Annotated in this window: 24 protein-coding genes; 10 read left to right on the top strand and 14 right to left on the bottom strand. The window is 60.9% G+C overall.

From position 1 onward, the window contains the following. Positions 1-21: 21 nt before the first annotated feature. From AO388_RS19040 to ccmA, 10 genes are read right to left on the bottom strand one after another with little or no spacing between them, the layout of a single operon-like run. Positions 22-429 (bottom strand): hypothetical protein, encoded by a 408-nt coding sequence (locus AO388_RS19040; RefSeq protein ID WP_003370296.1) that lies wholly within the window; start codon positions 427-429, stop codon positions 22-24. An 11-nt stretch (positions 430-440) separates the two neighbouring features. Beyond that, positions 441-1634 (bottom strand): c-type cytochrome biogenesis protein CcmI, encoded by a 1194-nt coding sequence (ccmI, locus tag AO388_RS19035; protein WP_058416920.1) that lies wholly within the window; start codon positions 1632-1634, stop codon positions 441-443. Beyond that, the gene (locus tag AO388_RS19030) at positions 1631-2101 is read right to left on the bottom strand and encodes a cytochrome c-type biogenesis protein (protein ID WP_003370291.1); all 471 of its coding nucleotides are present in this window, start codon (positions 2099-2101) and stop codon (positions 1631-1633) included. The genes ccmI and AO388_RS19030 overlap by 4 nt, the downstream gene beginning before the upstream one ends. Then, positions 2098-2634: a DsbE family thiol:disulfide interchange protein gene (locus AO388_RS19025; protein WP_003436201.1), complete on the bottom strand. Its 537-nt coding sequence runs from the start codon at positions 2632-2634 to the stop codon at positions 2098-2100. The genes AO388_RS19030 and AO388_RS19025 overlap by 4 nt, the downstream gene beginning before the upstream one ends. Next, positions 2631-4604: a heme lyase CcmF/NrfE family subunit gene (locus AO388_RS19020; protein ID WP_058416919.1), complete on the bottom strand. Its 1974-nt coding sequence runs from the start codon at positions 4602-4604 to the stop codon at positions 2631-2633. The genes AO388_RS19025 and AO388_RS19020 overlap by 4 nt, the downstream gene beginning before the upstream one ends. A 3-nt stretch (positions 4605-4607) precedes the next feature. Beyond that, positions 4608-5075 carry a cytochrome c maturation protein CcmE gene (gene ccmE, locus AO388_RS19015; protein WP_003370285.1) on the bottom strand — a complete coding sequence of 156 codons (468 nt, stop codon included), beginning with the start codon at positions 5073-5075 and terminating at the stop codon, positions 4608-4610. Beyond that, positions 5072-5248: a heme exporter protein CcmD gene (gene ccmD, locus AO388_RS19010; protein WP_003370283.1), complete on the bottom strand. Its 177-nt coding sequence runs from the start codon at positions 5246-5248 to the stop codon at positions 5072-5074. Before ccmD ends, ccmE begins: the two co-directional genes overlap by 4 nt. Then, a complete protein-coding gene (locus AO388_RS19005) occupies positions 5245-6048 on the bottom strand; it encodes a heme ABC transporter permease (RefSeq protein ID WP_003436197.1) in 804 nt (267 codons plus the stop codon). The genes ccmD and AO388_RS19005 overlap by 4 nt, the downstream gene beginning before the upstream one ends. A 54-nt stretch (positions 6049-6102) precedes the next feature. Continuing rightward, positions 6103-6774 (bottom strand): heme exporter protein CcmB, encoded by a 672-nt coding sequence (gene ccmB, locus AO388_RS19000; RefSeq protein WP_003370279.1) that lies wholly within the window; start codon positions 6772-6774, stop codon positions 6103-6105. After that, positions 6771-7412 (bottom strand): cytochrome c biogenesis heme-transporting ATPase CcmA, encoded by a 642-nt coding sequence (gene ccmA, locus AO388_RS18995; protein ID WP_032609920.1) that lies wholly within the window; start codon positions 7410-7412, stop codon positions 6771-6773. The genes ccmB and ccmA overlap by 4 nt, the downstream gene beginning before the upstream one ends. A gap of 189 nt (positions 7413-7601) precedes the next feature. On the opposite strand from ccmA, the gene fliK reads away from it, so the two are divergent. Together fliK and AO388_RS18985 are read left to right on the top strand one after the other, a co-directional pair. Further along, on the top strand, positions 7602-9227 hold the full coding sequence (gene fliK / locus AO388_RS18990; RefSeq protein WP_003436193.1) for a flagellar hook-length control protein FliK: 1626 nt from the start codon (positions 7602-7604) through the stop codon (positions 9225-9227). Then, positions 9227-9550, top strand: a complete 324-nt coding sequence (locus AO388_RS18985; protein WP_003370273.1) for an EscU/YscU/HrcU family type III secretion system export apparatus switch protein — start codon at positions 9227-9229, stop codon at positions 9548-9550. The genes fliK and AO388_RS18985 overlap by 1 nt, the downstream gene beginning before the upstream one ends. A gap of 21 nt (positions 9551-9571) precedes the next feature. On the opposite strand, the gene recR is transcribed toward AO388_RS18985, so the two are convergent. Both recR and AO388_RS18975 read right to left on the bottom strand, forming a co-directional pair. After that, positions 9572-10174 carry a recombination mediator RecR gene (gene recR / locus AO388_RS18980; RefSeq protein WP_003370271.1) on the bottom strand — a complete coding sequence of 201 codons (603 nt, stop codon included), beginning with the start codon at positions 10172-10174 and terminating at the stop codon, positions 9572-9574. A 110-nt stretch (positions 10175-10284) separates the two neighbouring features. Continuing rightward, complete coding sequence (locus tag AO388_RS18975; protein ID WP_058416918.1) at positions 10285-11169, bottom strand: LysR family transcriptional regulator; 885 nt, start codon at positions 11167-11169, stop codon at positions 10285-10287. 96 nt (positions 11170-11265) lie between these two features. On the opposite strand from AO388_RS18975, the gene AO388_RS18970 reads away from it, so the two are divergent. The 5 genes from AO388_RS18970 (at position 11266) to AO388_RS18950 (ending at position 16532) form a co-directional block, all read left to right on the top strand. Further along, a complete protein-coding gene (locus AO388_RS18970; protein ID WP_054081580.1) occupies positions 11266-12402 on the top strand; it encodes a DSD1 family PLP-dependent enzyme in 1137 nt (378 codons plus the stop codon). Next, entirely contained in the window at positions 12392-12784 is a 393-nt protein-coding gene (locus AO388_RS18965) for a RidA family protein (RefSeq protein ID WP_003370265.1), read from the top strand. The genes AO388_RS18970 and AO388_RS18965 overlap by 11 nt, the downstream gene beginning before the upstream one ends. Before the next feature lie 19 nt (positions 12785-12803). Continuing rightward, positions 12804-13988, top strand: coding sequence for an NAD(P)/FAD-dependent oxidoreductase (locus tag AO388_RS18960; RefSeq protein ID WP_003417790.1), 1185 nt, complete (start codon positions 12804-12806; stop codon positions 13986-13988). A 38-nt stretch (positions 13989-14026) separates the two neighbouring features. After that, the gene (locus AO388_RS18955; RefSeq protein ID WP_083515842.1) at positions 14027-14887 is read left to right on the top strand and encodes a GNAT family N-acetyltransferase; all 861 of its coding nucleotides are present in this window, start codon (positions 14027-14029) and stop codon (positions 14885-14887) included. Between the two features lie 184 nt (positions 14888-15071). Further along, on the top strand, positions 15072-16532 hold the full coding sequence (locus AO388_RS18950) for an aldehyde dehydrogenase family protein (RefSeq protein WP_058416916.1): 1461 nt from the start codon (positions 15072-15074) through the stop codon (positions 16530-16532). 662 nt (positions 16533-17194) lie between these two features. Here AO388_RS18950 and rlmM read toward each other — a convergent pair. Beyond that, the gene (gene rlmM, locus AO388_RS18945; RefSeq protein ID WP_058416915.1) at positions 17195-18268 is read right to left on the bottom strand and encodes a 23S rRNA (cytidine(2498)-2'-O)-methyltransferase RlmM; all 1074 of its coding nucleotides are present in this window, start codon (positions 18266-18268) and stop codon (positions 17195-17197) included. A 192-nt stretch (positions 18269-18460) separates the two neighbouring features. Between rlmM and acnA the strand changes: the two genes are divergently transcribed. The 3 genes from acnA (at position 18461) to AO388_RS18925 (ending at position 24265) form a co-directional block, all read left to right on the top strand. Continuing rightward, on the top strand, positions 18461-21205 hold the full coding sequence (acnA, locus tag AO388_RS18940) for an aconitate hydratase AcnA (RefSeq protein ID WP_058416914.1): 2745 nt from the start codon (positions 18461-18463) through the stop codon (positions 21203-21205). A gap of 233 nt (positions 21206-21438) precedes the next feature. Continuing rightward, positions 21439-23004, top strand: coding sequence for a methyl-accepting chemotaxis protein (locus AO388_RS18930; RefSeq protein WP_058416912.1), 1566 nt, complete (start codon positions 21439-21441; stop codon positions 23002-23004). A gap of 736 nt (positions 23005-23740) precedes the next feature. Next, positions 23741-24265 carry a hypothetical protein gene (locus AO388_RS18925; RefSeq protein WP_054081576.1) on the top strand — a complete coding sequence of 175 codons (525 nt, stop codon included), beginning with the start codon at positions 23741-23743 and terminating at the stop codon, positions 24263-24265. Positions 24266-24329: 64 nt separating this feature from the next. Here the strand turns inward: AO388_RS18925 and AO388_RS18920 are convergent, their stop codons facing one another. Then, a complete protein-coding gene (locus AO388_RS18920) occupies positions 24330-26195 on the bottom strand; it encodes an autotransporter outer membrane beta-barrel domain-containing protein (RefSeq protein ID WP_058416911.1) in 1866 nt (621 codons plus the stop codon). Positions 26196-26333: the final 138 nt, after the last annotated feature.

Genomic DNA, 26333 nt, shown 5'->3' with positions numbered 1-26333 from the left:
CCGTTTTTGTTGAAGCCTGAATCATTTACTGAACTGTTTGCCCAGCCCTGCCGGTACACCACTGACATCGGTCGCCTGCCACGGACCGTTGGGGCTGGTTGCCCAGCTCCAGCCGTCATTCCACTGGTAATAGGTGCGCTGGCGATAGAAAGTGTTGGGCTGATCGTCCATCACGTACACGCCCAGGCGCGGGTCCCAATGGCTGCCGCCACCCGGTGGCGGCGCGAAGCTGGCCGAGGTCTTCGGCGCTGCGGCAGGTGCCTTGGCAGGCTCCGAAGGTGCGGTACTCGGACGCGGCGCGCCGGGCTGTTGGCCACCCGGCAGGTTAAGAATCGGATCCTGGCTGTGAGGCGGTGCCGGATGCTGGACAGCACAGGCACTCAGGCCAACGACCAGACCCAACAAGGTGATGCGTGCGGTACGGTACATAAGCGATTTCTCTAATTATCCGGACTGTCGATGGTCAATGCCTGCTGCGCCGCAGTATCACTGGCCAGAGGCTGACTGCGGCCGACCCACTCACCGGTGGTTGGCTGCCCCGCGCGAGACACTCGCGCAACCAGTTGGACTTGCGCGAACTTCGACAGGTTCAGTTGCGGCATCATCGCATCGGCATCGCTCAGTTCCACGTCGGCAGGCAAGTCCGCCACGGTAATGCGTTTGACCGCCAGAGGTGCCGCCGGGCCATTGATGGCGCGGGCGAAGATGAACACGCTGTCGCTCGGCCTTACTTTGCCTTGAAGCCCGGGAGCCAGCTCGACATGAATTTTTATCGACTTCGCCTTCACTGCCGGCGCCGCGTCTGCAGCGCGTTTGGCAAGGTTATCTCTGGCGCGGGCAATGCCGCCTTCCAGTGCCGAACGCGATGCGTCATCTGCGGGCAGTGCGGCAAGTAACCGGGTCCAATAATCCACGGCCGCCTGATAGCGCTGTGTTTCGAACGCGGCAATCCCGAGCAGGCCAAGGCTGGTGACTTCCCTGGGGTCAGCCTGCAGCGCTTCGTCGGTCAGCGCCTGCACCTGTGGCGTGAAGTGCTTGTCGCGGGCGAAATACAGCGCCTGAGCCCATTGCCCGAGCAACTCGGGCTGCCTTCCGGCCAGCGCCACCGAACGCTCGAACATCTGCGCGGCATCACCGGGGCGGTTCTGCGCCATATAGCTGCGCGCCAGAAAATAGAGGTTTTCGGCGGAATCCGGCTGAGCCTGCACGCTGCGCTCAAGGCGCTGGGTCATGTCTGCCAGCGAGGTCGGTGGTCGAGCGAATTCGCGACTCAATTCAACCCGGTCACTGGCACCCAGTTGAAGATAGCCCGCCAGTCCCAACACCGGGACCAGCACCGCAGCCAGCACCAGCAAGGGCTTGCCCAGACGCGATGTCAGGGCAGGCTCTGCGCCTTCGGTGTCGGCGAGCAGCTCGCGCGCTGCTTCGGCACGTGCAGCCTGCAATTGCGTCGCCGACAACACGCCCTGCTCGTGCTGAACCTGTAACTCGCTCAGTCGCTCCTGATACAACGCCACGTTCAGAGCCGTACGGTCTTCTTCCCGTTGCGCGCGATGGCCGCGCAGCAGCGGAATCAGCAAAAAACTCAGCGCGACCAGCAGCAACAGCCCGGTTGCCATCCAGAAATCGATCATGGGCGGTGCTCATCCAGCAAGGTGGCAAGACGCTGCCGCTCATCTTCGGAGAGTCCGTCGGCCTGTGCGGATTGTGCCTTGCGGCGGCGGCCAACGATAAGCCCGATCACCACAAGCCCGCCGACCAGCAGGCAGGCCGGCCCGAACCACAGCAGCCAGGTACGTGCAGTCAGGCTCGGTTTGTAGCGAACGAAATCGCCATAGCGATCGACCATGAAATCGATGATCTGCTGATTGCTCTGCCCTTCGCCCAGCATGCGGTAGATTTCCTTGCGCAAATCGGCGGCAATCGGCGCATTGGAGTCGGCGATGTCCTGGTTCTGGCATTTCGGGCAGCGCAGTTCTCTGGTCAGTTCGCTGTAGCGCGCGCGCTCGGCGTCGTCGCGAAAGGCATAAGCGTCGATGGCCGCGTGAGCAATACCGGAACACAGCACGCCGAGCAGGACGATCAACAGACAGCGCTTCATGGCCGTGCCTCATCAACCAGTTGCTGATAACGCGCGGCAAGCTTTTCGCGCCACACCGCATCGTCGATGACCCCGACGTGTTTGTAACGGATGACGCCTTGAGCATCGATCAGGAAGGTTTCCGGCGCGCCGTACACCCCCAGGTCGAGCCCCAGAGAGCCCTCCTGGTCACGAATATTCAACCGATACGGATCATGGAATTCCTTGAGCCATTTCAGCGCGTCCGCGTTGACGTCCTTGTAATTCACGCCGTAGATCAGCACGCCCTGCTGCGCCAGCCGGGTCAGGACAGGATGCTCCACCCGGCAGGCCACGCACCAGGTGCCCCAGACGTTGACCAGCGCAGGTTTGCCGAGCAGATCGGCACGGCTCAACATCCGCTCGTCCTGCACCGCCGGCAGCGAGAACGCCGGAAAAGGCTTGCCGATCAGTGCCGAGGGCAGCTCGGCGGGGTCCAGATACAAACCGCGATACAACAACGCCGCCACGCCCAGAAACAGCACCAGTGGCAGTACCATGACCCAGCGTTTCATTGTGCAGCTCCCGACAGACCCAACGCCTCGCGCACCTTGTTCTTGACCCGGGTGCGATAACGCCGATCGAGCGCCGCCAGCACCCCGCCCAGACCGGTCAGCAGGCCGCCAAGCCAGATCCAGCGCACAAACGGTTTGACATGAACCCGAACAGCCCACGCACCATCGCCCAGCGGTTCACCCAGGGCGACATACAGGTCGCGACTGAAACCGGCATCAATGCCCGCCTCGGTCATCATCGATTGCTGCACGGTGTAGAGGCGTTTCTCCGGGTGCAGTTCGGTCAGTTGAACGCCGTTGCGTAACACGCGAACGGTGCCCCGATCCGAGGTGAAGTTCGGCCCTTCATAATGCCGGGCGCCCTCGAAGACAAAGGTATACCCACCCAGTTCGGTGGATTCGCCGGGGGCCATGCGCAAATCGCGCTCGGCGCTGTTCTGGCTCGACAGCACCACGCCCAGCGCGCACACGACAATGCCAAGGTGCGCCAGCTGCATGCCCCAGTAGCTGCGGGTCAGACTGCGTGCGCCACTGAGCAGCCCCTTGTGGCGGGTCTTGTCGAACAGGTCGCGAACCCCGGCCAGCAGCACCCAGGCGGCAAGCATCAGAGCGGCCAGCACCGCCCACTGGAAATCGTCCAGCAGCAGACCGGCCAGCACTGCCAGAACGACGCTGCCGAGCAGTACCGGGGCCAGCATGCCGAGCAGCCATTTCAGTGGTGTGTCCTTCCAGCGCACCAGTACACCGACCGCCATGACCACCAGCAACAGGCCCATCAACGGCACGAACAGCGTGTTGAAGTAAGGCGGGCCGACCGACATCTTGGCGCCGCTCATGGCATCGATCACCAGCGGATAAAGGGTGCCCAGCAGAATCATGGACGCGGCAACCACCAGCAACAGATTATTGCCCAGCAGCAGGGTTTCCCGCGACCACAGACCGAACCCGACGTGGCTTTTGACCACCGGTGCGCGAATCGCAAACAGGGTCAGCGAACCGCCGACCACGAACAGCAAAAACATCAGGATGAACACGCCGCGCGCCGGGTCCGAGGCAAAGGCGTGAACTGAGGTCAGCACTCCGGAACGGACCAGGAAAGTGCCCAGCAGGCTCAGAGAAAACGCAGCAATGGCCAGCAATACCGTCCAGCTCTTGAACACGCCACGTTTTTCCGTGACCGCCAGCGAGTGAATCAGCGCAGTGCCCACCAGCCAGGGCATGAACGAGGCGTTTTCCACAGGGTCCCAGAACCACCAGCCGCCCCAGCCCAGTTCGTAATACGCCCACCACGAGCCAAGGCTGATGCCGATGCCGAGAAAGGCCCAGGCCACCAGCGTCCACGGCCTGGACCAACGCGCCCAGGCGGCGTCGAGTCGGCCGCCGAGCAAGGCCGCGATGGCGAACGCAAAGGCCACGGAGAAGCCGACATAGCCCATGTACAGCATCGGCGGATGCACGATAAGGCCAATGTCCTGCAACAGCGGGTTCAGATCACGTCCGTTGGCAGGCATCTGCGGCAACAGACGCGCGAACGGGTTGGAGGTGAGGATCAGAAACGACAGAAAACCCAGGCTGATCATGCCCATCACGGCGAGGACCCGCGCCAGCATCACCTGCGGCAGTTGCCGGGAAAACACCGACACGGCGAAGGTCCAGCCACCAAGAATCAACGCCCAGAGCAGCAGCGAACCTTCATGCGCACCCCACACGGCGCTGAATTTGTAGTACCAGGGCAGCGCGGTGTTGGAGTTCTGTGCAACGTAGGCGACTGAGAAGTCGTCGACCATGAACGCGTAGGTCAGACAACCGAAGGCGAAGATCAGAAAGCTGAACTGGCCCCAGGCTGCCGGACGGGCAAGGCTCATCCACAAGCGATCACCGCGCCATGCGCCGATCAGCGGAATGATGGCCTGCACCAGCGCAAAGCAGAATGCCAGAATCATGGCCAGCTGGCCGAGTTCGGGAATCATCGGTCAACCCTGTTTGACGGGTGTGGAAGACGCAGCCGGTGCCGCCTGACCGCTGTCACGCAGCGCCTTGGTGACCTCGGGGGGCATGTATTTCTCGTCATGCTTGGCCAGTACTTCATCAGCCACCACTACGCCCTGTGCATTGAGTTTGCCCAGCGCCACGATGCCCTGCCCTTCACGAAACAGATCAGGAAGAATGCCTCGGTAGGTGATGGTCACCGACTTGTTGAAATCGGTGACCACAAAACGCACGTCCAGCGAATCGGCCGAGCGCTGCAATGAGCCCTTTTCGACCATGCCGCCAGCCCGAATGCGCGTATCCAGCGGTGCCTCGCCATTGGCGATCTGGCTGGGGGTGTAGAACAGGTTGATGTTTTCCTGCAAGGCGCTGAGGGCCAGGGTCACGGCCAGACCGACACCGGCCAGCAGCGCGACAATGATCAACAAGCGTTTTTTGCGCAACGGGTTCACGGGCGATTCTCCCGCTTCAGGCGACGCGCCTGCTGTTTCATAAACCGCTGCCGTGCCCATAGCGGCAGCGCCACGTTGACCAGCAGTACCACAAGGCACAGACCGTAGGCCGACCAGACAAACACGCCGTGGCGGCCCATGGCAAGAAAGTCGCTGAACGATGCAAAACTCAAAGCGTGTTCTCCGACTGCGCGGTTGAGTGACCCAGGCTGCGCAGTATCTCGGCCTTGACCCATTGCGTGCGCGCTTCGCGACGCAATACTTCAAGACGCATGCGCATCATCAACAGCACGCCGAACAAGCAGTAGAAACCCAGCGTGGTGAACAGCAGCGGTAGCCACATTTCAGCCGGCATGGCGGGCTTCTCGGTGAGGCTGAACGTCGAACCCTGGTGCAGGGTGTTCCACCACTCGACCGAATACTTGATGATCGGAATGTTCACCACACCGACGATGGCCAGCACCGCGCAGGCCTTGGCGGCGCTGTCGCGGTTACTGATGGCATTGCCCAGCGCGATCAGGCCGAAATACAGGAACAGCAGAATCAGCATCGAGGTCAGTCGCGCGTCCCAGACCCACCATGCTCCCCAGGTGGGCTTGCCCCAGATCGCGCCGGTCGCCAGCGCCAGCACGGTCATCCACGCGCCAACAGGTGCAGCGCAGTGCAGTGCGACATCGGCCAGCTTGATTCTCCAGACCAGCCCGACCAGCCCGCACACGGCCAGCATGACGTAACAGGACTGGGCGAGCATCGCGGCAGGTACGTGGATATAAATGATCCGGAAGCTGTTGCCCTGCTGGTAATCCGGCGGCGCGAACGCCAGGCCCCAGACCATGCCGATGACCAGCAACAGCACGGCGGCAACACTCAACCAGGGCAGCAGGCGTGCGCTGACGCGATAAAACCCTTTCGGTGAGCCGAGCGTGTGCAGCCAGGCCCAACCGATGCTGCTTTTCATGGCGTTGCTTTTCATCAGGGTACATCCAGGGTATTGAACGGCATCGAAGTCTCGATCCCGGAACCACAATTATTCGCCGATGCTGATCTTCAGGCCAGCGGCTATCGCAAAGGGTGTCAGGGTGATCGCCAGCGCCGCCAGGCTGCCCAGCCACAACAGATAGCCGGTCGTCGGCATGCCCTGCAACGCGGCCTGCAACGCACCGCTGCCCAGAATCAGCACCGGGATATACAGCGGCAGTATCAACAATGCCAGCAGCAGGCCGCCACGCTTCAACCCCACGGTCAATGCCGCCCCCAATGCCCCCAGCAGGCTGAGCACCGGTGTGCCCAGCAGCAGCGAAACCATCAACACCGGCAGGCACTGCACCGGCAGGCCGAGCATCAAGGCCAGCAAGGGTGACAACAGTACCAGTGCCAGCCCGGAAAAAACCCAGTGTGCCAGCACTTTGATCAGCACCAGAAGGGCCAGCGGGTGCGGCGAAAGGACCCACTGCTCCAGCGAGCCGTCCTCGAAATCACTGCGCAACAGCCCGTCCAGCGACAGCAGCACGGCCAGCAGCGCCGCCACCCAGACCAGCCCCGGCGACAAGGTTTGCAACAATTGCGTCTGCGGTCCCAGCGCCAGCGGAAACAGGGCGACCACGATCGCGAAGAACACCAGTGGGTTAGCCAGCTCTGCGGGACGCCTCGCCAGCAGCCGCACCTCACGGAGCATCAGCAGGACAAACACATTGCTCATGCTGACCACTGCCCCAGGTCGAGGTCCCGATAGCCCGCAGGCACCCGGCTCAGGCTGTGGTGGGTGGTCATGACAATCATGCCGCCCTGTTCACAGTGCCCGGCAAGGTGGTTTTCCAGTTGCTCGATGCCTTGGCGGTCGAGCGCGGTAAACGGCTCGTCGAGCAGCCAGAGTGGCGGACCCGGCAGATACAGACGCGCCAGCGCGACGCGACGCTGCTGCCCGGCCGACAAGGTGTGACAGGGCACGTCCTCGAAACCTGCCAGACCGACCGCATCGAGGGCGGTGGCTATGGCGTCGGCATCGGCTGGCTGGTGCAGTGCACTGAGCCAGGACAGGTTTTCCAGCGGCGTCAGCACATCCTTGAGCGCTGGCGCATGACCGATCCACAACAGCTTGCTGCCCGGTGCCGCGGGCTCACGACCCACTGGCTGCGCGTCGAGCACTACCTGCCCGACCGTTGGCTGCATCAACCCGCACAGCAGGCGCAGCAGGCTGGTCTTGCCGCAGCCGTTGGGACCGCTGATCTGCAACATGTCGCCTGTGTGCAACTGAAGATCGAGGTTTTCGAACAGCATCCGCCCGTCCCGCTCACACGCCAGAGCCGTCGCTTGCAAAAATGGGGTGGCTGGGATCATCGAGCGTTTCCAGTGCTTTGCGTCGCGAAATGTACCAAAACAGACACATACGGAGTAAAACGCGGTTCAAGTCGGGGTTGATACGGCCGTTACATGAAGAGAAGTTAATGGCGGCTGGTCCGGTTTCGGCCGGTATTATACATGCGAGTCCTGTTATCAAAGGGGCAATTTCCTCGGGTCGATAGTTCAATGACAGGCGACATCACCAGCGTTCCGGCAACAAACGCCACCATGACACTGCTGCGCAACGGCATCTCCCCGGCGCAAGTGCTGACCATGCTGCAATCGGCGGAAAATCTGATCCCCGAAGGCGAGACCGTCAACGCCGAAGTGCTGACCCTCAAGCAGGTCAACCAGAACTTCCAGCTGTTGTTGCGACTGGTGCTCGCCAACGGCAGCCTGACCAATTTACCGGTCACCAGCAGCGTCCCGTTCACGCCCGGCAGCCTGCTGCAAGTGGCGCAGGCGTCGGCCAACGAGCTGACCTTGACGCTGCAGCAGCTCAACGGCGCGCTGAAAAACTCGATGACCAGCATCGATACCCGACAATTACCGGTCGGCACGCTGCTGCAGGGCAAAGTCATGACCAGCCAGGTGATCGCTCAGGGAGTCAATCAACTGGCCGGCCAGAACCCGGCCGCTGCGACGCCCACCTACCGGTCCATCGTGATGCTGCTCAACACAGCGCTGGCGGGTTCCAGCCTGACCATCGAGAGCCCGCAGCCGCTGACGGTGGGCAGCCTCTTGAGCGCTCAGGTGCAAGGCAATCAGGCACTCAACTTCGTTGCCCTGCCCGGTCGTTTCGACCAACTGGCCGTGGCGCAGCAACTGTCCGCACAGCAAAATCGCCAAGGCTCGCTGGACACTCTGATCAACGCCCTGCAAAACCTGCAGTCCGGCAGCCCGACCAGTACCAGCCCGGCCATCAGCGCGCCGCTGCAGGCCAGTATCAACCAGTTACTTGCCGACCTGCCCGACGTTGAGCAGATGACCACGCCCAAAGGCGTCGCACAGGCGCTCAACGCCAGCGGTGTATTTCTGGAAGCCAAGCTGCTGGCCGGATTGAACCCGGCGCACATGCCGGACATGAAAGCCAATCTGATGCGCCTGATCGCCCAGATCCTTCCCGGCCTGCCGGATAACACGTCCTATGGCGCAGCTGCGGCGTCCAATACCCTGGCGCGCACAATGCCCAATGCAATCCGCAATGCGCTGGGCACCCTGGGCCTGGTCGCGGCACGCACACAGCCAAGCATTTTTCCGCTGCCATCGCGCACGGTCAGCGGAGGCGAGAAGGAGGACGATCTGGAAATCCTCCTCAAGCTCGCTGCGGCTGCCGTATCACGCCTGCAAAGCCATCAACTGGGCGGTCTGGAGCAGACACGTACCAACGCCGACGGCACCCAGGTGACCACCTGGCAACTGGAAGTGCCAATGCGCAACGCCCACGACATCGTGCCCTTGCAGGTCAAGGTGCAGCGCGAAGACACGCCGGATCAGGAGGCCGCCGAAGACCGTGATGATGGCGAGATCAAGGACACCCGGGAAAAGCTCTGGAAAGTCGATCTGGCGTTCGACCTCGAGCCGTTGGGCCCCTTGCAGGTGCATGCACAGTTACTGCGCGGCACGCTGTCCAGCCAGCTGTGGGCCGAGCGCCCCGACAGCGCGGCATTGATCGAACATGAGCTGGGGTATCTGCGCGAACGGCTGATAGCCTGCGGCCTGGCAGTGGGCGAACTGGCCTGCAGTCACGGCACACCGCCAAGCGGTCCGCGTACCGCGCTCGAACAACGCTGGATCGACGAGAACGCCTGATGAGCCTACCCGACCACACTCCGCGCCAGGCTATCGCCCTCAGCTATGACGGCCAGCATGCTCCGACGCTCAGCGCCAAGGGCGACGACCAGTTGGCCGAGGCGATTCTGGCCATTGCTCGCGAATACGAAGTGCCCATCTACGAGAATGCCGAACTGGTCAAGCTGCTGGCACGCATGGAACTGGGCGACAGCATTCCCGAGCCGCTGTACCGCACGATTGCCGAAATCATCGCGTTCGCCTGGCACCTGAAAGGCAAGTTTCCGGCAGGTCAGGACCCGGACGCGCCACCTGTCGAGCGCGATATTACACCGCGCTACTGACAGCAGAAGCGCTGGCCGGTATCACATCGAAATCGGCTTGCGCCCTGCAAACGAGTGCGCCAGGGTACCGCCGTCGACCAGGTCCAGCTCGCCACCCAGCGGAACGCCGTGGGCGATGCGCGACGCCACCAGGCCCTTGTCATGGAGCAACTGGGCGATGTAATGCGCCGTCGCTTCGCCTTCCACGGTCGGATTGGTCGCGAGGATCACTTCGGTGAAGGTGCCCTGCTGGCTGATGCGTTCCATCAACTGCGGAATGCCGATGGCCTCCGGCCCCAGGCCGTCGAGTGGCGACAGATGGCCCTTGAGCACGAAGTAACGACCGCGGTAGCCGGTCTGCTCCACCGCATAGACATCCGTCGGGCCTTCAACCACGCACAACAACGTGTCATCACGACGCGTATCTGCACATTGCGGGCAGAGTTCCTCTTCGGTCAGCGTGCGGCACGAGCGGCAGTGACCCACGCCGTCCATCGCCTGCCCCAGTGCCTGCGCCAGCCGCGAACCGCCGCTGCGGTCACGCTCCAGCAACTGCAACGCCATGCGCTGAGCGGTTTTCTGACCGACGCCCGGCAGCACGCGGAAGGCATCGATCAACTGGCGAATCAGGGGGCTGAAGCTCATGGAGAAAAATCCGACAAAAACACAAGACGCGGTTTATACCCGCGCGTTGCCGTGAGCGTCAATTAAGGTATTCAACCCTGCGACCAACAGCGTGCCGTTGCTTTGCCGGATCAGGTTTTCAGAGCTGTCTCGAGAAACTCGGTCAACGCCTGCACCCGTGCGCTGCGATGCTTGCGTACAGGCACCAGCAGGTTGATCGGCGCACTGGCCAGTTGCCAATCGGCGAGCACCCTTACCAGCCTGCCGCTGGCAATGGCGTCGCTGACGTCCCACTGCGAGCGCAACACGATGCCCAGCCCCTGCTCGGCCCAGCGCCGGGCGACCGAACCGTCGTTGCTGAGCAGCGCGGGCTCGATGCGCAGGGTCTTTTTGGTCTGGCCCTTGCTCAGGTGCCAGAGGGTGACGTCTTCATCGTTTTCGCGAATACAGATGCAGCGATGGGCAGCCAGCTGTTCGGGCGTCGAGGGCACACCATGTTGCTCGATATACGCCGGGCTGGCGCATAGCCAGCGATGGTTCTGCGCCAGCGGCCTGGCGATCCACTGGCTGTCATTGAGGCTACCGATGTGTATCACCGCATCGCTGTCATGACGGTCCGGCCAGGGTGTTTCGCGCAGGTCCAGCTGCAGACACAACTGCGGGTGCAGCCTGGCGAAGCGCGCCAGCAGCGGCGCAATGCGCTGGCGCCCATAACCGAATGGCGCTGCCAGGCGCAGCGTACCCGCCAGCCGTTCGTCACGCTGCTTGAAGGACTCCGGAAGCGCCTCCAACTGCTCCAGCAACTGTGCGCTTTCGCGTGCGAAACGCTCGCCATCAGCGGTCAGACTCAGGCGTCTGGCGTCGCGATTGGCCAGGGTGATGCCCAGTTGCGCCTCCAGTTTGCGCAAGCGCATCGACAACGCTGGCGGCGAGACGTTGAGGATTCTGGCGGCAGCACTGAGCGATTCGCAGCGCGACAGGGTCACGGCCAAACGCAGGTCTTCGATGGCTATCATTCACTTCAGCTTAATGATTGATGATCACGCATTGAACCACAGCTTCATCATCGCTGCGTAGAGTGGCTGCCGTACCCAGCCACATGAGCGCTTTCCATGTCAGCCTCCCTGTCCTCTCTCGATACGCCTGTCGCGCTGCTCGATGTGTCGCGCATGCAGCACAACATCCAGCGCATGCAACAACGCATGAATGAACTGGGCGTGCGCTTGCGCCCACACGTCAAGACCAGCAAATGCCTGCCGGTCATTCAGGCGCAGATTGCAGCGGGCGCCAGCGGCGTCACGGTATCGACATTAAAGGAGGCCGAACACTGCTTTGCCGAGGGCATCGACGATGTGTTCTATGCCGTGGCCATTGCGCCCGGCAAGCTGGAGCAGGCACTCAGACTGCGGCGCAAGGGCTGCCGCCTGAGCCTCCTGACCGACAGCGTGGCGGCTGCCCGGGCGATTGTGGTCTTCGGCCAGGCGCATGACGAACGTTTCGACGTCTGGATTGAAATCGATTGCGACGGTCATCGTTCCGGCCTGACCGTCGACGATGCATCGCTCGTCGAGGTCGCGCGCACGCTGGTCGACGGTGGCATGCAACTGCGTGGGGTAATGACCCATGCCGGGTCCAGTTATGACCTCGACACCCCCGCAGCCCTGCAAGCCCTCGCCGAACAGGAGCGCAGGCTCTGCGTCAGCGCCGCCGAGCGGATTCGTCAGGCAGGACTGCCCTGTGCGGACGTCAGCATTGGTTCGACACCGACGGCCCTGTCGGCGCAGAGCCTGCACGGCGTGACCGAAGTTCGCGCCGGCGTGTATGTGTTCTTCGACCTGGTGATGCACAACATTGGCGTATGCCAGGCAGATGAGCTGGCCCTGAGCGTGTTGACCACGGTCATCGGCCACCAGCAGGACAAGGGCTGGATCATCGTTGACGCGGGCTGGATGGCCATGAGCCGCGACCGTGGCACTCAGCGCCAGCGCGAGGATTTCGGCTACGGCCAGGTGTGCAGCGAAAGCGGCGAGTGGATCGACGGTGCACGGGTCACCGGTGCCAATCAGGAGCACGGCATCATCACGCTCGCTACGGGCAGCGAGACCGACATCAGCAAGCGTTTTCCCATCGGCAGCCGACTGCGCATTCTGCCCAATCACGCCTGTGCCACCGGCGCGCAATTCCCGGACTACCACGCCTGCGACAGCGAAGGCGCAATCCATACCTGGAGTCGCCTGCATGGCTGGTGAGATGAAACCGATCAGTACGTCCCTGGCCGCCGCACCCGGTGGGCATTATTCGCAGGCGATGCTGCATCAGGGCACGCTGCATGTTTCCGGACAATTGCCGGTGCGCGCCGATGGCAGTCACAGCGTCGGGGAGCCGTTCGAGGTCCAGGCTGCGGTCGCGCTGGACAATCTGCTGGCCATCCTCGGCGCGGCGGGATGCAGCACGAATGACCTGCTGAAAGTGACCATTTATATCGCCGGCGTCCAACACTGGCCTGCCTTCGACCGCCTCTACGCGGGCTATCTGGGCGAGCATCGCCCTGCGCGTGCCGTAGTGCCGGTCCCGGAATTGCACCACGGCTACCTGATCGAGATCGAAGCCTTGGCGCGCTGTGATCAATGAACATGACCGGGAGCCCCTCATGACCCCACAAAAAAGCGATGTCCTGATTATCGGCGGCGGCTTCATGGGCGCGTCCTCCGCGTTTTTTCTGCGCCAGCACGGCCGTTCGGTCACCCTGCTGGAGCGTGACCAGATCGGCCAATATGCCAGCGGCGTGAATTTCGGCAACGTGCGCCGTCAGGGACGATTTCTTGGCCAACTGGAACTGTCCAATCGCTCTTGGGCACTGTGGAAGCGCCTGCCTGAGCTGATCGGTGAAGACCTGGAATTCATTCCCAGCGGGCATATGCGCGTTTGCTATCGCGAAGACGAAATTGCCGAACTGGAAGCCTATGCCGCCGCCCCGGAAGCCCGCGAGCTGGACTTGCAGATCCTTTCCGGCAAGGCTCTGCATGACCGTTTTCCGTTTCTTGGTGCACAAGTCAAAGGCGGTTCCTATGCGCCCCATGACGGGCACGCCAACCCACGGTTGGCTGCACCCGCATTCGCCCGTGCGGCGATTCGCGCAGGTGCAAGAATTGAAGAACGCACTGAAGTGATCGAGGTGCAGAAGGTCGGCGGCGAGTTTCAGGTCACCACCGCCGATGGACAGCTATTCGTCGCCGAACAGTTGCTCATCACTGCGGGTGCCTGGGGCGCCAGGCTCGCCGAGCAATTCGGCGAGTCAGTGCCTCTTGAGCCGAACGGACCGCAGATGTCGGTGACAGAACCGATACCTTACGCGCTGCCGACGGTGATCGGGGTGTTCACCAGGATCAAGGAAGAAGTGATCTATTTCCGGCAGATCCCGCGCGGCAACATCATCATCGGAGGCGGCAATCGCAATAAACCGGACATGCTCAACCGCCGCGCCTACTTCAAGCCGGAGAGCCTGATCAACCAGATGAAACAGATGAAACGCCTGCTACCGGGTGCAGAGAAGCTGAACATCATCCGTGTCTGGAGCGGCATCGAGAGTTACACGCCGGACTCGCTGCCGATCATGGGCCGCAGCGGCAAGGTCGACGGCCTGTTCTACGCGTTTGGCTTCTGCGGCCATGGTTTTCAGCTTGGCCCCGGCGTCGGTGACGTCATGGCCGAGCTGATCAGCACCGGCAGCACGCGCACATTGATCAGCCCGTTCGATATTCGCCGCTTCACCGATCCGACCGCCATCGAGATGCCGCTCATGTCCAGCCTGATGAGCACTGGAAAGCTGGTATGAGCCCAACCACTCACCCACCCCATCGCAACGGAGGCGCCATGCCTGCAACCACAGACGCTCACTACCAGTATCGCCCGGTGACTGCGGAGGATATCCCGGCAGCCCATGCCCTTTCAGTGAGCCTCAAATGGCCACATCGCGAACAGGACTGGGCAATGGTGCAACGTACTTCCGAGGGCTTTGTCGCCGAGCATGATGGCCAGCTGGTTGGCGTAGCGTTTACCTGCCATCAGGGCGACTGGTCCTCGATCGGGCTGGTGATCGTCCGCGATGATCATCAAGGCAAAGGCATCGGTCGCCGCTTGATGAAGCTGTGTCTCGACGCGACGGCACCGCGCACGCCAGTCCTCAACGCTACGGAACTGGGCGCGCCGCTTTACCAGAGTCTGGGTTTCGTGGATTTTGCCCGCATCCAACAGCATCAGGGCACTGCTGACCTGTCAGGTCTGTTGGCACCGAAAGACGACCTGCCGATTCGTACGCTGGGTCCGACCGACCACGCAGAACTGATCCGACTGGCCAACGCGGGCAGCGGCCTGGATCGCACTGCCGTGTTGAATGACCTGTTGTCGCGCGATGCAGAACGCGCGGTCGGGATTGAATACGCAGGTCAGTTGCAAGGCATCGCCCTGCTGCGCCGCTTCGGGCGCGGTCATATCATCGGTCCGGTGGTCGCCCGTGATGTCGATCAGGCACAACGATTGATTGAACACCTGTTGCAACAGATACCCGGCCTGTTCGTGCGCTTCGACATTCTGGCTGACTGCGGACTGGCAGCGTGGCTCGAAGGGCTGGGGCTGCCATGTGTCGACAGGGCACCGCGCATGGTGCTCGGGACGCCGCCCGCCTCCGCCCCGGATGTGCAGCAATTCGCGCTGGTGACTCAGGCGATCGGCTGAAAACAGCGCGGATAAACGGCCGAAACAGGTCCGCCATGTTAGCGGGTTGCATACAGCAGATTATTCTTTGCAACCCGGCAGATCGGCGCTTTTTATCCAGACTGCTTTGTTAGCTTATGGGTATCGAACGGCCTGACAGCAAAGTGCCTGGCCTTGACCATTATTGCTCCAGGGAGCCCGCTGGATGACCTCACAGTCCTTGAACAGCCATCACGTTGATCCGGACACCGCGCTGAAACTGTATATCGATGGGGGGTGGTCCGCACCGCTCGACCCGGTCAGTATTGCGGTGATCAACCCTGCGACCGAAGAGGTGGTGGCGCATGTCGCCAGTGGTTCGGCCGCCGATGTCGACCGTGCGGTTGCAGCAGCGCGGGCAGCCTTTGCCGGCTGGTCCGGCACCTCGCCACACGCCCGGGCACAGATAATCGGTCGGATCCACGAGCTTATTCTCGAGCGCAAGGAACAACTGGCGCAGGCGATCTCGCTGGAGATGGGCGCAGCCATCAGTTCGGCGCGGGCCATGCAGGTGCCACTGGCCGCCGAGCATGTGCGTGTCGCACGTGACCTGCTGGCGACCTATCGCTTCCAGACCGTTGAAGGCGGCACGGCAATCGAACGCGAGCCCATCGGGGTGTGTGGCCTGATCACGCCGTGGAACTGGCCGTTGTATCAAATCACCGCCAAAGTCGCCCCGGCCATCGCGGCCGGCTGCACGGTGGTGCTCAAGCCCAGCGAATTGTCGCCTTTGAGCGCCCTGCTGTTCGCGCAACTGGTGCATGACGCCGGTCTGCCGCCCGGGGTGTTCAATTTGGTCAATGGGAGCGGCCCCGAAGTCGGCGGCGCGATGGCGGCTCACCCTGATATCGACATGATCTCGATCACTGGTTCCAATCGGGCAGGCGCATTGGTGGCGCAGGCCGCCGCACCGACGGTTAAACGAGTGACTCAGGAACTGGGCGGCAAATCACCGAATATCCTGCTGCCCGACGCCGACTTCGCCAAAGCCGTGCCGCCCGGCGTGATGGCCGCGTTCCGCAATGTGGGTCAGTCGTGCAGCGCACCAACGCGAATGATCGTGCCCAGGAACCGACTGGCAGAAGTCGAAGCGCTGGCTGCCGAAACGGCTGCGGCAATCGTTGTGGGTGATCCGCAGTCGGAGCACACGGTATTGGGCCCTATCGCCAACGAGGCGCAGTTTCACCGTGTCCAGGCGATGATCGATGCAGGGCTGAGCGAAGGCGCGACGCTGGTGTGCGGCGGGCCGGGACGGTTGCTGGGCCATGAGCGAGGCTTCTATACCCGGCCAACGGTGTTTTCCGAGGTGGATTCGTCCATGCGTATCGCCCGGGAAGAGATTTTCGGCCCGGTGCTGTGCCTGATGGCCTACGACACGATTGAGGAGGCTATCGCAATTGCCAACGATACGGTCTATGGCCTGGGTGCGCATGTACAGGGGCAGGACCTTGACCTGGCGCGCTCGGTGGCTTCGCGCATTCGTGCCGGGCAAGTGCACCTGAACTACCCCGCCTGGAACCCGATGGCCCCGTTCGGCGGCTACAAGCGCTCTGGCAACGGTCGCGAGTATGGCGTGCATGGCTTTGAAGAGTATCTGGAGACCAAGGCTATTGTGGGGTTTGGTTGAGTGGCGCTGGTGCTGAAAGTCCGGAAAATGGGGCTCAGACTACGATGAGGATCGTTCCAACGCTACGCGTGGGAATGCCTTTCGTGACGCTCTGCGTCACACAGCGATTCTGTGGCGTCAGCTGGATTGGCGTTCGGCCCAGATTCTCGTTCCCACGCTCCGCGTGGTAATGCCTTTCGTGACGCTCTGCGTCACACAGTTCTGCGATTCAGTGAGATTCAGGCTCGACTTGAGTCACCTTTTCGCCCCTCGGCGACCTACTTTGATGGGGCCAAAGTAGGCAAACCCCCTCGCTCCTGTTTCCGGCCCGACTGCGTCGGGTTCCTTCGCCCTGACACTGATCCGGGGGTCGCCGCAACGGGCCATCCATGGCCCGGTGCGGCTAACTCGGCGTCCTGCCGAGTTACCCCCGGATCAGCGCCAGGACTCAGCCGTCACTAACGTCGCACTCTGCGTCGTCAGTGCCATCGCGGTTGAAAAGCACTGAGTTGGCAGCGACTGCGTGTAAGGCATGACATTGTTTCGTATCGATGATTTGTGACGCAGAGCGTCACGAACTGCGTACCAACGCGGAGCATTGGCACGATAATCCGATAGTCACTGAAATCCTATAGTCACTGAAATCCTATAGTCACTGAAGCATGCGGCGCGAGTGTGAGAAATCACTTTCTCGCGGCGTTGGCCACGTCCAGCCTGCGCAGGTGGCAGGTGACTTCTTCGCGGTCGTGGTAGAGCTGTTTGCAGCCGATGGACACCCGTACCCCTCGCGCCTGAAAGCCCTCTTCGATGCGGTCGAGCAGTCGGCGTACTTCAGCGTAGCGCTGTTTCATCGGCAACTTGAGGTTGACCACCGCTTCGCGGCACAGGCCTTCACCCAGCCAGGTCTCCAGCAGCGCCGCATTGCGCGCAGGCTTTTCGACGATGTCGCAGACCATCCAGTCGACTGGCTGTCGAGGCTTGTAGGTAAAACCGTCGGCCATCAAGTGCTGAACCAGCCCGGTGTCCATCAGGCTTTCCGCCATCGGCCCGTTATCGATTGCCGTCACCAGCATGCCGCGGCGCACCAGTTGATACGTCCAGCCACCCGGTGCGGCACCAAGGTCCACGCCGGTCATGTCGCCGGAAAGGCGTTCGTCCCACTGGTCTCTGGGGATGAAATGGTGCCATGCCTCTTCCAGCTTCAAGGTAGAACGGCTGGGTGCCTCGCGGGGAAATTTGAGGCGTGGGATGCCCATCGGCCACATGGCAGAGTTGTCCGCATCGGCCAGACCGAGAAACACCTCGCGACCACTCTTGAAGGTCAGCAGCAGACGCGGCTTGCGCGGGTCATCCACCAGTTTGCCTGCCTGAGTCAGAGCCTTGCGCAGCGGCGCTTCGAACTTCTTGCAAAAATTCGACAGTTCCTTGCCGTCGTTGGTATCCACCACCTCAAGCCACAGACTGCCGCAGATCGGAAACGCCGCCAGCTGCGCCAGAATCACGCTGATGCGATCGGTTTCCGGCAACTCGAGAAACAGCCCCCGCGCCCACTGCCGGGGAAAGATCAGCTTGTCGAAGCGCTGACCGTTCATCAACCGCTCGGCACCATCCGCCTCGGTGCAGATGAATTCGGCGCAGGCGGTGTCGGGACGGGCCTTGGCATACCCGGCCACGTCCAGGCGCGCGGCGTGATCGGCTATTTCCGAGCAGACTTCGCCCTCAAAACCGGGTCGGCAGTGCATAAACAGTGTATTCATGGGTTACTCCTGGGCAGTGGGCACTCGGGCGTAACCCCGCAGACTTGAAAGCCGCGCATGATAGCCCAATCCAGGAACCACTGGTGCTGCAGAACAGTCCACAACAGTTGAAGCCTGATGCGGCGCTCCCGACCTGATGCACATGGAGCCCGTGAACCGATGTTCGGAGAACATTCCTCAAAGGAGACATTCATGCCCTCCCTCGATAGCCTGAAGAGCCTTAAAACCCTCGAAATCGATAACAAGACCTACCACTACTTCAGCCTGCCGGAAGCCGCCCGCTCACTGGGCGATCTGGACAAGCTGCCCATGTCACTCAAGGTGCTGCTGGAAAACCTGCTGCGCTGGGAAGACAACAAGACAGTAACCGGCAACGACCTCAAGGCGCTTGCCGACTGGTTGACCGAGCGTCGCTCTGACCGGGAAATTCAATACCGCCCTGCCCGCGTACTGATGCAGGACTTTACCGGTGTGCCGGCAGTGGTCGATCTGGCCGCCATGCGCGCGGCCGTGGCCAAGGCTGGTGGTGACCCGCAACGCATCAACCCGCTTTCGCCGGTGGACCTGGTGATCGACCACTCGGTGATGGTCGACAAGTTTGGCAACGCCGAGGCGTTCGGCGAGAACGTCGACATCGAGATGCAGCGCAACGGTGAGCGCTACGCGTTCCTGCGCTGGGGCCAGAGCGCTTTCGATAATTTCAGCGTGGTGCCGCCCGGCACCGGCATTTGCCATCAGGTGAACCTCGAATACCTGGGCCGCACGGTATGGACCAAGGAAGAGGACGGCCGCACTTACGCATTCCCCGACACGCTGGTCGGTACCGACTCGCACACCACGATGATCAATGGCCTGGGCGTACTGGGCTGGGGCGTGGGCGGTATCGAAGCCGAAGCGGCGATGCTTGGCCAACCGGTGTCGATGCTGATCCCGGAAGTCATCGGTTTCCGGCTGACCGGCAAACTGAAGGAAGGCATCACCGCTACCGACCTGGTGCTCACCGTCACCCAGATGCTGCGCAAGAAAGGTGTGGTCGGCAAGTTTGTCGAGTTCTACGGCGACGGCCTGGCCGATCTGCCACTGGCCGACCGCGCGACCATTGCCAACATGGCGCCCGAGTACGGCGCAACCTGTGGTTTCTTCCCGGTCGATGACGTCACGCTGGATTACCTGCGTCTGTCGGGTCGTCCCGACGAAACCGTCAAGCTGGTCGAAGCGTATTGCAAGGCTCAGGGTCTATGGCGTCTGGCAGGCCAGGAACCGGTGTTCACCGACAGCCTGGAACTGGACATGAGCACGGTCGAAGCCAGCCTTGCTGGCCCCAAGCGCCCTCAGGATCGTGTAGCGCTGCCGAATGTGTCCAAGGCCTTCAGCGATTTCCTCGGTCTGCAGGTCAAGCCTGCCAAGGTCGATGAAGGTCGCCTGGAGAGCGAAGGCGGTGGCGGTGTCGCGGTTGGCAACGAGGCCCAGGTCAGCGGCGAAACCCAATATGAATACAACGGCCAGACCTATCATCTGAAAGACGGCGCTGTGGTGATCGCGGCGATCACGTCCTGCACCAACACCTCCAACCCCAGCGTCATGATGGCAGCCGGGCTGGTCGCGAAGAAAGCCGTCGAGAAAGGCCTGAAGCGCAAGCCGTGGGTGAAAAGCTCATTGGCACCCGGCTCCAAAGTGGTGACCGATTATTACAACGCAGCAGGTCTGACCCAATACCTCGATGCCCTGGGCTTCGATCTGGTCGGTTACGGCTGCACCACCTGCATCGGCAACTCCGGACCGCTGCTGGAGCCTATCGAGAAAGCCATTCAACAGTCCGACCTGACAGTCGCATCGGTGCTTTCGGGCAACCGCAACTTCGAGGGCCGCGTCCATCCGCTGGTCAAGACCAACTGGCTGGCATCGCCACCCCTGGTAGTCGCCTATGCACTGGCAGGCTCGGTGCGCATCGACATCAGCAGCGAACCCCTGGGCGAAGGCGCAGACGGCAAACCGGTCTATCTGCGCGATATCTGGCCGAGTCAGCAGGAAATCGCCGACGCCGTGGCCAGCGTCAACACCGGCATGTTCCATAAGGAATACGCCGAAGTCTTTGCCGGCGACGAACAATGGCAAGCCATCGAAGTGCCGCAGGCTGCCACCTACGTCTGGCAGGACGATTCCACCTACATTCAGCACCCGCCGTTCTTCGACGGCATCGACGGTCCGCTGCCGGCTATCGAAGACGTGGAAAACGCACGCATCCTGGCCCTGCTGGGCGACTCGGTGACCACCGACCATATCTCCCCTGCCGGTAATATCAAGGCCGACAGCCCTGCCGGGCGCTACCTTCAGGAGAAAGGCGTCACGTATCAGGACTTCAACTCTTACGGCTCGCGCCGTGGCAACCATGAAGTGATGATGCGCGGGACCTTTGCCAATATCCGTATCCGCAACGAAATGCTCGGCGGCGAGGAAGGTGGCAACACGGTGCATGTGCCCTCCGGCGAGAAGCTGGCGATCTACGACGCGGCCATGCGTTATCAAGAAGAAGGGACGCCGCTGGTAATCATTGCCGGTCTGGAATACGGCACGGGTTCAAGTCGCGACTGGGCAGCCAAAGGTACCAACCTGCTGGGCGTCAAGGCGGTCATCGCCGAAAGCTTCGAACGGATTCACCGCTCGAACCTGGTGGGCATGGGCGTGCTGCCTTTGCAGTTCAAGAACGGCCAGACGCGCAAGACCCTCGGCCTGACCGGCAAGGAGACGCTGAAGCTCACCGGACTGACCAACGCAGACGTGCAGCCGGGCATGAGCCTGACCCTGCATATCGACCGCGAAGACGGCAGCAAGGAAACCGTCGACGTGCTGTGCCGCATCGATACGCTTAATGAAGTGGAATACTTCAAGTCGGGCGGCATTCTGCATTACGTGCTGCGCCAGCTGATCGCCTCCTGATATCTCATAAATGGGGCCTGCATCCTGCTTAAGGGTCAGGCCCCGACATGAAAATCTCTATAACCTCGCTCCTGCTCCGCCCACCTTCAGCCTGATGTATTACGGGCTGTTCACCTGTCCCATGCTGGCCGTACACGGCTGACTCTCCGGTCACTTGTCGCACGTCGCTCAATTTATCGACGTGCCCGCCGATAACCACGCCACAGTCTTCCGGATCGAAGGATCGAAATCCCATGCGCAACAACCAGCCCGTCACTCAACATGAGCGGACATTCCCTGCCGAACAACGACTGATTTCCACCACCGACACCCGAGGCACCATCACCTACTGCAACGATGCCTTTGTCGACATCAGTGGTTACAGCGAGGCTGAATTGCTCGGTGCTGCGCATAACACCGTACGTCATCCGGACGTACCGCCTACAGTCTTCGAGCACATGTGGACCACGCTCAAGTCCGGGCAGCCGTGGATGGGCATCGTCAAGAACCGCTGCAAGAACGGCGATCATTATTGGGTCAATGCCTACGTGACGCCGGTACTGGAAAACCGCCAGGTGGTGGGTTTCGAGTCGGTACGTATCAAGCCGACCGCCGAACAGATCCGCCGTGCCGAGGCGCTTTACACCCGACTCAACAAGGGCAAGAGCGCCGTACCAAACCGCGACAAGTGGCTGCCGGTACTTCAGGACTGGCTGCCGTTCATTCTGGTCAGCCAACTGAGCTTCCTGATCGGCGTGTGGCTCAATTCACACTGGGGTTTTGCATTGGCTGCGGCGTTGTCGGTACCGCTCGGCCTGCTGGGGCTTTCCTGGCAGCAGCGTGGCACCAAACGCTTGTTACGCCTGGCCGAACAGACCACTTCCGACCCGTTGATCGCGCAGATGTACACCGACAGCCGTGGCCCGCAAGCGCGTCTGGAAATGTCGATCCTCAGCCAGGAAGCGCGCATGAAAACCTGCCTGACGCGTTTGCAGGACACCGCCGAACACCTGAACAGTCAGGCCCGCCAGTCCAACTCGCTGGCCAATGCCAGTTCGATCGGGCTGGAACGTCAGCGTGTGGAAACCGAGCAGGTTGCCGCCGCCATCAACCAGATGGCCGCCACCACTCAGGAAGTCGCCAATCACGTAAACCGTGCCGCTGATGCCACCCAGCAGGCCAACGAACTGACGCGTCGCGGTCGCGATATCGCCGGTGAAACCCGCGAAGCCATTCAGCGCCTGTCCACCTCGGTGGGCGAAACCGGCCTGACCGTGACCCGCTTGGCCAAGGACAGCGATGAAATCGGCGGCGTGGTCGATGTGATCAAAGGCATTGCCGACCAAACCAACCTGCTGGCGCTCAACGCCGCGATCGAAGCGGCGCGCGCCGGTGAGATGGGTCGCGGCTTTGCGGTTGTGGCAGATGAAGTGCGTCAGCTCGCGCAACGCACCGCCGAGTCCACCGGACAGATTCATGGCCTGATCGCCAAACTGCAGCAGACCGCAACCGACGCGGTTCACACCATGGACACCGGTCGCCGTCAGGCCGAAGAAGGCGTAGCCCGGGTACTGGAGGCAGATCAGGCGCTGGTGGGCATCAGCGAGGCCGTCGCCAATATCACCGACATGACCACGCAAATCGCCACCGCCACGGAAGAGCAAAGCGCCGTGGCCGAGGAAATCAATCGCAACATCGCCACCATCGCCAGCCTGGCAGACCAGACCTCTGACGAAGCGCGTCGCTCTGCCGTATTAAGTGGTGAACTGACCGACACGGCCAACTCACAGTATTCACTGGTAGAGCGGTTTAATCGCTAAGGCGTGAGACTGTATGCCAAGCCTCGACAAACTTCGGTTGGTCGGGGCTTTTTTATGAGCGTCAATAGTGTGCAGTGTTAGCACTCCCTTCAAATCTGACAGAACTTGAGAAGCCATCTGAAGAACGTGCAGGATATTTTTTAACACCTTCAATGACAGCAATGCAGTACTTTTATCTATTGACAGTGGACGCATACTCCGATTAGTTGAAATCCAGTTGATGCGGTAGTTATTTATTACCCCTTACGCCAACATGCAGATCGTTTCAGCAAAGCATTGCTGTTCGGTCTGAACACCCCGGCACCGTCAATACAAGTTTAAACACAGCAGCCTACATTTCCGCCCACAACCNCACGCTAACGCGTGCGAGACCCTAATGATAAAGTTGAGTGAATATTCCTACGCAGGAGTGGGAATTCAGCCAAAACCTACTTTTTCACCTTCTGTAAGACTTATCTGTAGTTAATGTCCTACAGGTATTTCACACACAAAAAGCCCTGAAAGAACACCCACACCAAGCCACACCCTTTATTTACAGCATCTCCAACACTAACGAGTGATAACTCACTGTGCACATGATACCAAATGTAACTGCATAACCTCACACAAGCTTGGCGTGTCTTTGATATCGGCAGACACTTGACCTGAACACTTATGTGCCTTGTAATAATTCCGTTGCCGACAACTGCCGGCACGCACATAACAACTCAACTTAATGTCAATAAAAGAGTTTACGATGGATAAAGAACAATCCACGGATGTAGCGGCGCGCACCCAAAAAGAAAAAAACAACCCCAAAAGCGCGAGTGCTGTTCAAGAAGCCCAACCTCACGAGAGTCTCTACCGACAGGCGACCCCCCTCCACCTTCCATCCGATATTTCCAGTACGCTGAAAGCACCTGTGTTGCCTAACATCGATCCTGATTCCATCAGTCACGAACAGGCACATGCGGGCATTACCATCCATATCCCTGGGTCAGTCAAAATGTGCTGGGGTGACGAAATCCATTTCTATTGGGGTAAAAACCTGTCATCGACAACGCTTTTCCATCGGGTAGGCGAAAACAGCGTGGTACGTGTGCTGTGTATTTCCTACAACTTCACGCCCTATGTTCAGTACGGCCTGGTTGACCTGTATTACGAGCTTTATCGTGATCATCGCCTGATCGGCACATCGCCGGTGTTGCGGGTGAACGTCAACTACGCGGTGCCTGTCACGTCCCGACAGAGGCAACGCAAACGCAGGTTTACCGATCATTAACCGAAAAGCCCCCGGTGATCATTCACCGGGGGCTCTGGTGTTACTCAGGCACTGGCCTTAAGGATCAGAATGCCAGGCGTAACCCCACATTCGCTCCCCAGGGTTGCTCGATATGCCGACCTTTCATGTAATCGAAGTCTGCGTGCAGTTTCAGACGCTCGGACAGCGACACCGATACCCCGGCGCCCAGTTCGCCGCGCGAACCGAACAGGCTGTTATCGAATTTCACATCGTTGGCTTTCACCTCGTTGCGGCGCGAAAACTCCTGTGCAACGGCGACGCGCACATAAGGCTGCAATACCCCGCCATCCTTGAGCGCGACACTGCGGCCCAGCGAGGTGCCCACCTTGCCCAATAGCGATTGGGTCTGATCGTTCTTCGCTTTCATGCCGTTGTCCAGGCGCAGTTCCTGTCCCTGAACGACGACACTGGACAACTGAGCGAACGGTTCGAGAAAGTAATCGTCCGCCAGTTTGATGTGGCGGCCGAACTCTACCCAGCCCCCTACCCCGTTGTTGGTATAGTCACCCTTGGCCTTGCTTGCATCGCTCATGGCAACATCTGCCTTGTTGCGAAAGCGGTTGAGTTTGAGCACGCCGTCAACGTAGTAGCCATCGTCCGACAGCCAGGTGGCATAGGCGCCTGCATAGTAGCTGTCGACTTTACCCGTAGTACCACGGCTCAAATCGATACCGGACGTGCTGTACCCTCCCAGCACACCGACCACCAGTTGGCCGTTGCTGACCTCGACGGGCGCATCGGCCCCCAGCGACAGGCCACTTTGCTTCTGCCGATAGTCGACACCGTCACTGGTCGTGGCATTCAGCCTGTTGCCATAGGCGCGCATCCAGCTGCCCGCCCTGCCGCTAGCACGAACCTCACCCATGCGCGAACGCAGGGTAGAGAGCTCACTCATCCAGATGGCAGGTGCCGCGCTGTAAAGGGCAAGCGCGCTCTGGGTCGAGGGGCTTATGACCTTGTCTTTACCGACGATGAACCAGTCATTGCCCTGCTGTTCCAGCAAATACGAATAGGCGCCCAGGTCGACCCGCCCGCCCAGCAGGCTGAATTGCGCGTCGCCACCTTCGGTATGCACCACCTTGAGCGGTGCCATGTCAGCAGACACAACCTCCACCCCCGTGTTGCGCACCTGCAAGCCGAACTGTCCACTGGCCTGGCCGTTGACGTCGATGAGATCTCCGACACCGTTGTCCAGATCCACGCGCAAGCCAAACGTGCCGCCCCCTGACAACTCATTCAGCGAAAGTGTATGAAAGCCTTCGCCAGCAAACGCCACGCTGCCGCCATGCAGGGAAAGCGACCTGACGGCATTGTCGCCCTGCATCTGCCAGTGACTGCCCGAGGTAATCGCCAGACGGTTGCCATTGACGATGTTGCCGTTCAATTGTGCGTCGTTTTGCAGCGTGATGTTCAGGGTGCTGGTGTCATCGGCGACAAGGTTGCCATTGAGGGTGCTGTTATCGACGTTGAAGTTGACAGTGCTGTGATCTTCCACCTCCAGCAGGTTGCCATTTCCGGCCCATAGCTCGGAATGGTTTTGCACAGCAATGTCGGCCTCGATGTCGAGTGCAACGCGCTGGTTTACTTTGATGGCGGCCCCGGCCAAACCCTGGACTATCGATCGGTCAATCACAGCAACGGACTTGTTTCCGACCAGTATTCCGGCTTGGGATCCATCTACCAGATGGATTCCATTCATGTCGCCTGTCACATGACTGTTGTCGGCGATCAGCACATTGGCGCCAGAAACAGAAATCCCCTGGCCACTTTTGCTTTGCGACGCAAACCCGCGCACATCGGTATTGAAAATACTCAGCGCCCCCCACAACCCGACTGAAATACCGTCGCCCGATCCCGATACATCGCTTGAATGAGCCGATACCGTGGAGCCAGGGTTGATAGAGCCCATCACTCCATGAAGAACGATGCCGCTACCTGTCGCGTTTTTCACGGTAGCGTTGGAGAGATTACCCAACGCATCGGAAAGGCTGATACCGCTCTCAACCACGCCGGACTGAATATTGACCGTAGCGTCTCTCACGACCAC

This window comes from Pseudomonas sp. ICMP 10191 (assembly GCF_001467335.1).
Lineage (GTDB): Bacteria > Pseudomonadota > Gammaproteobacteria > Pseudomonadales > Pseudomonadaceae > Aquipseudomonas > Aquipseudomonas cerasi.
This window is presented reverse-complemented; position numbering and strand designations above follow the sequence as displayed.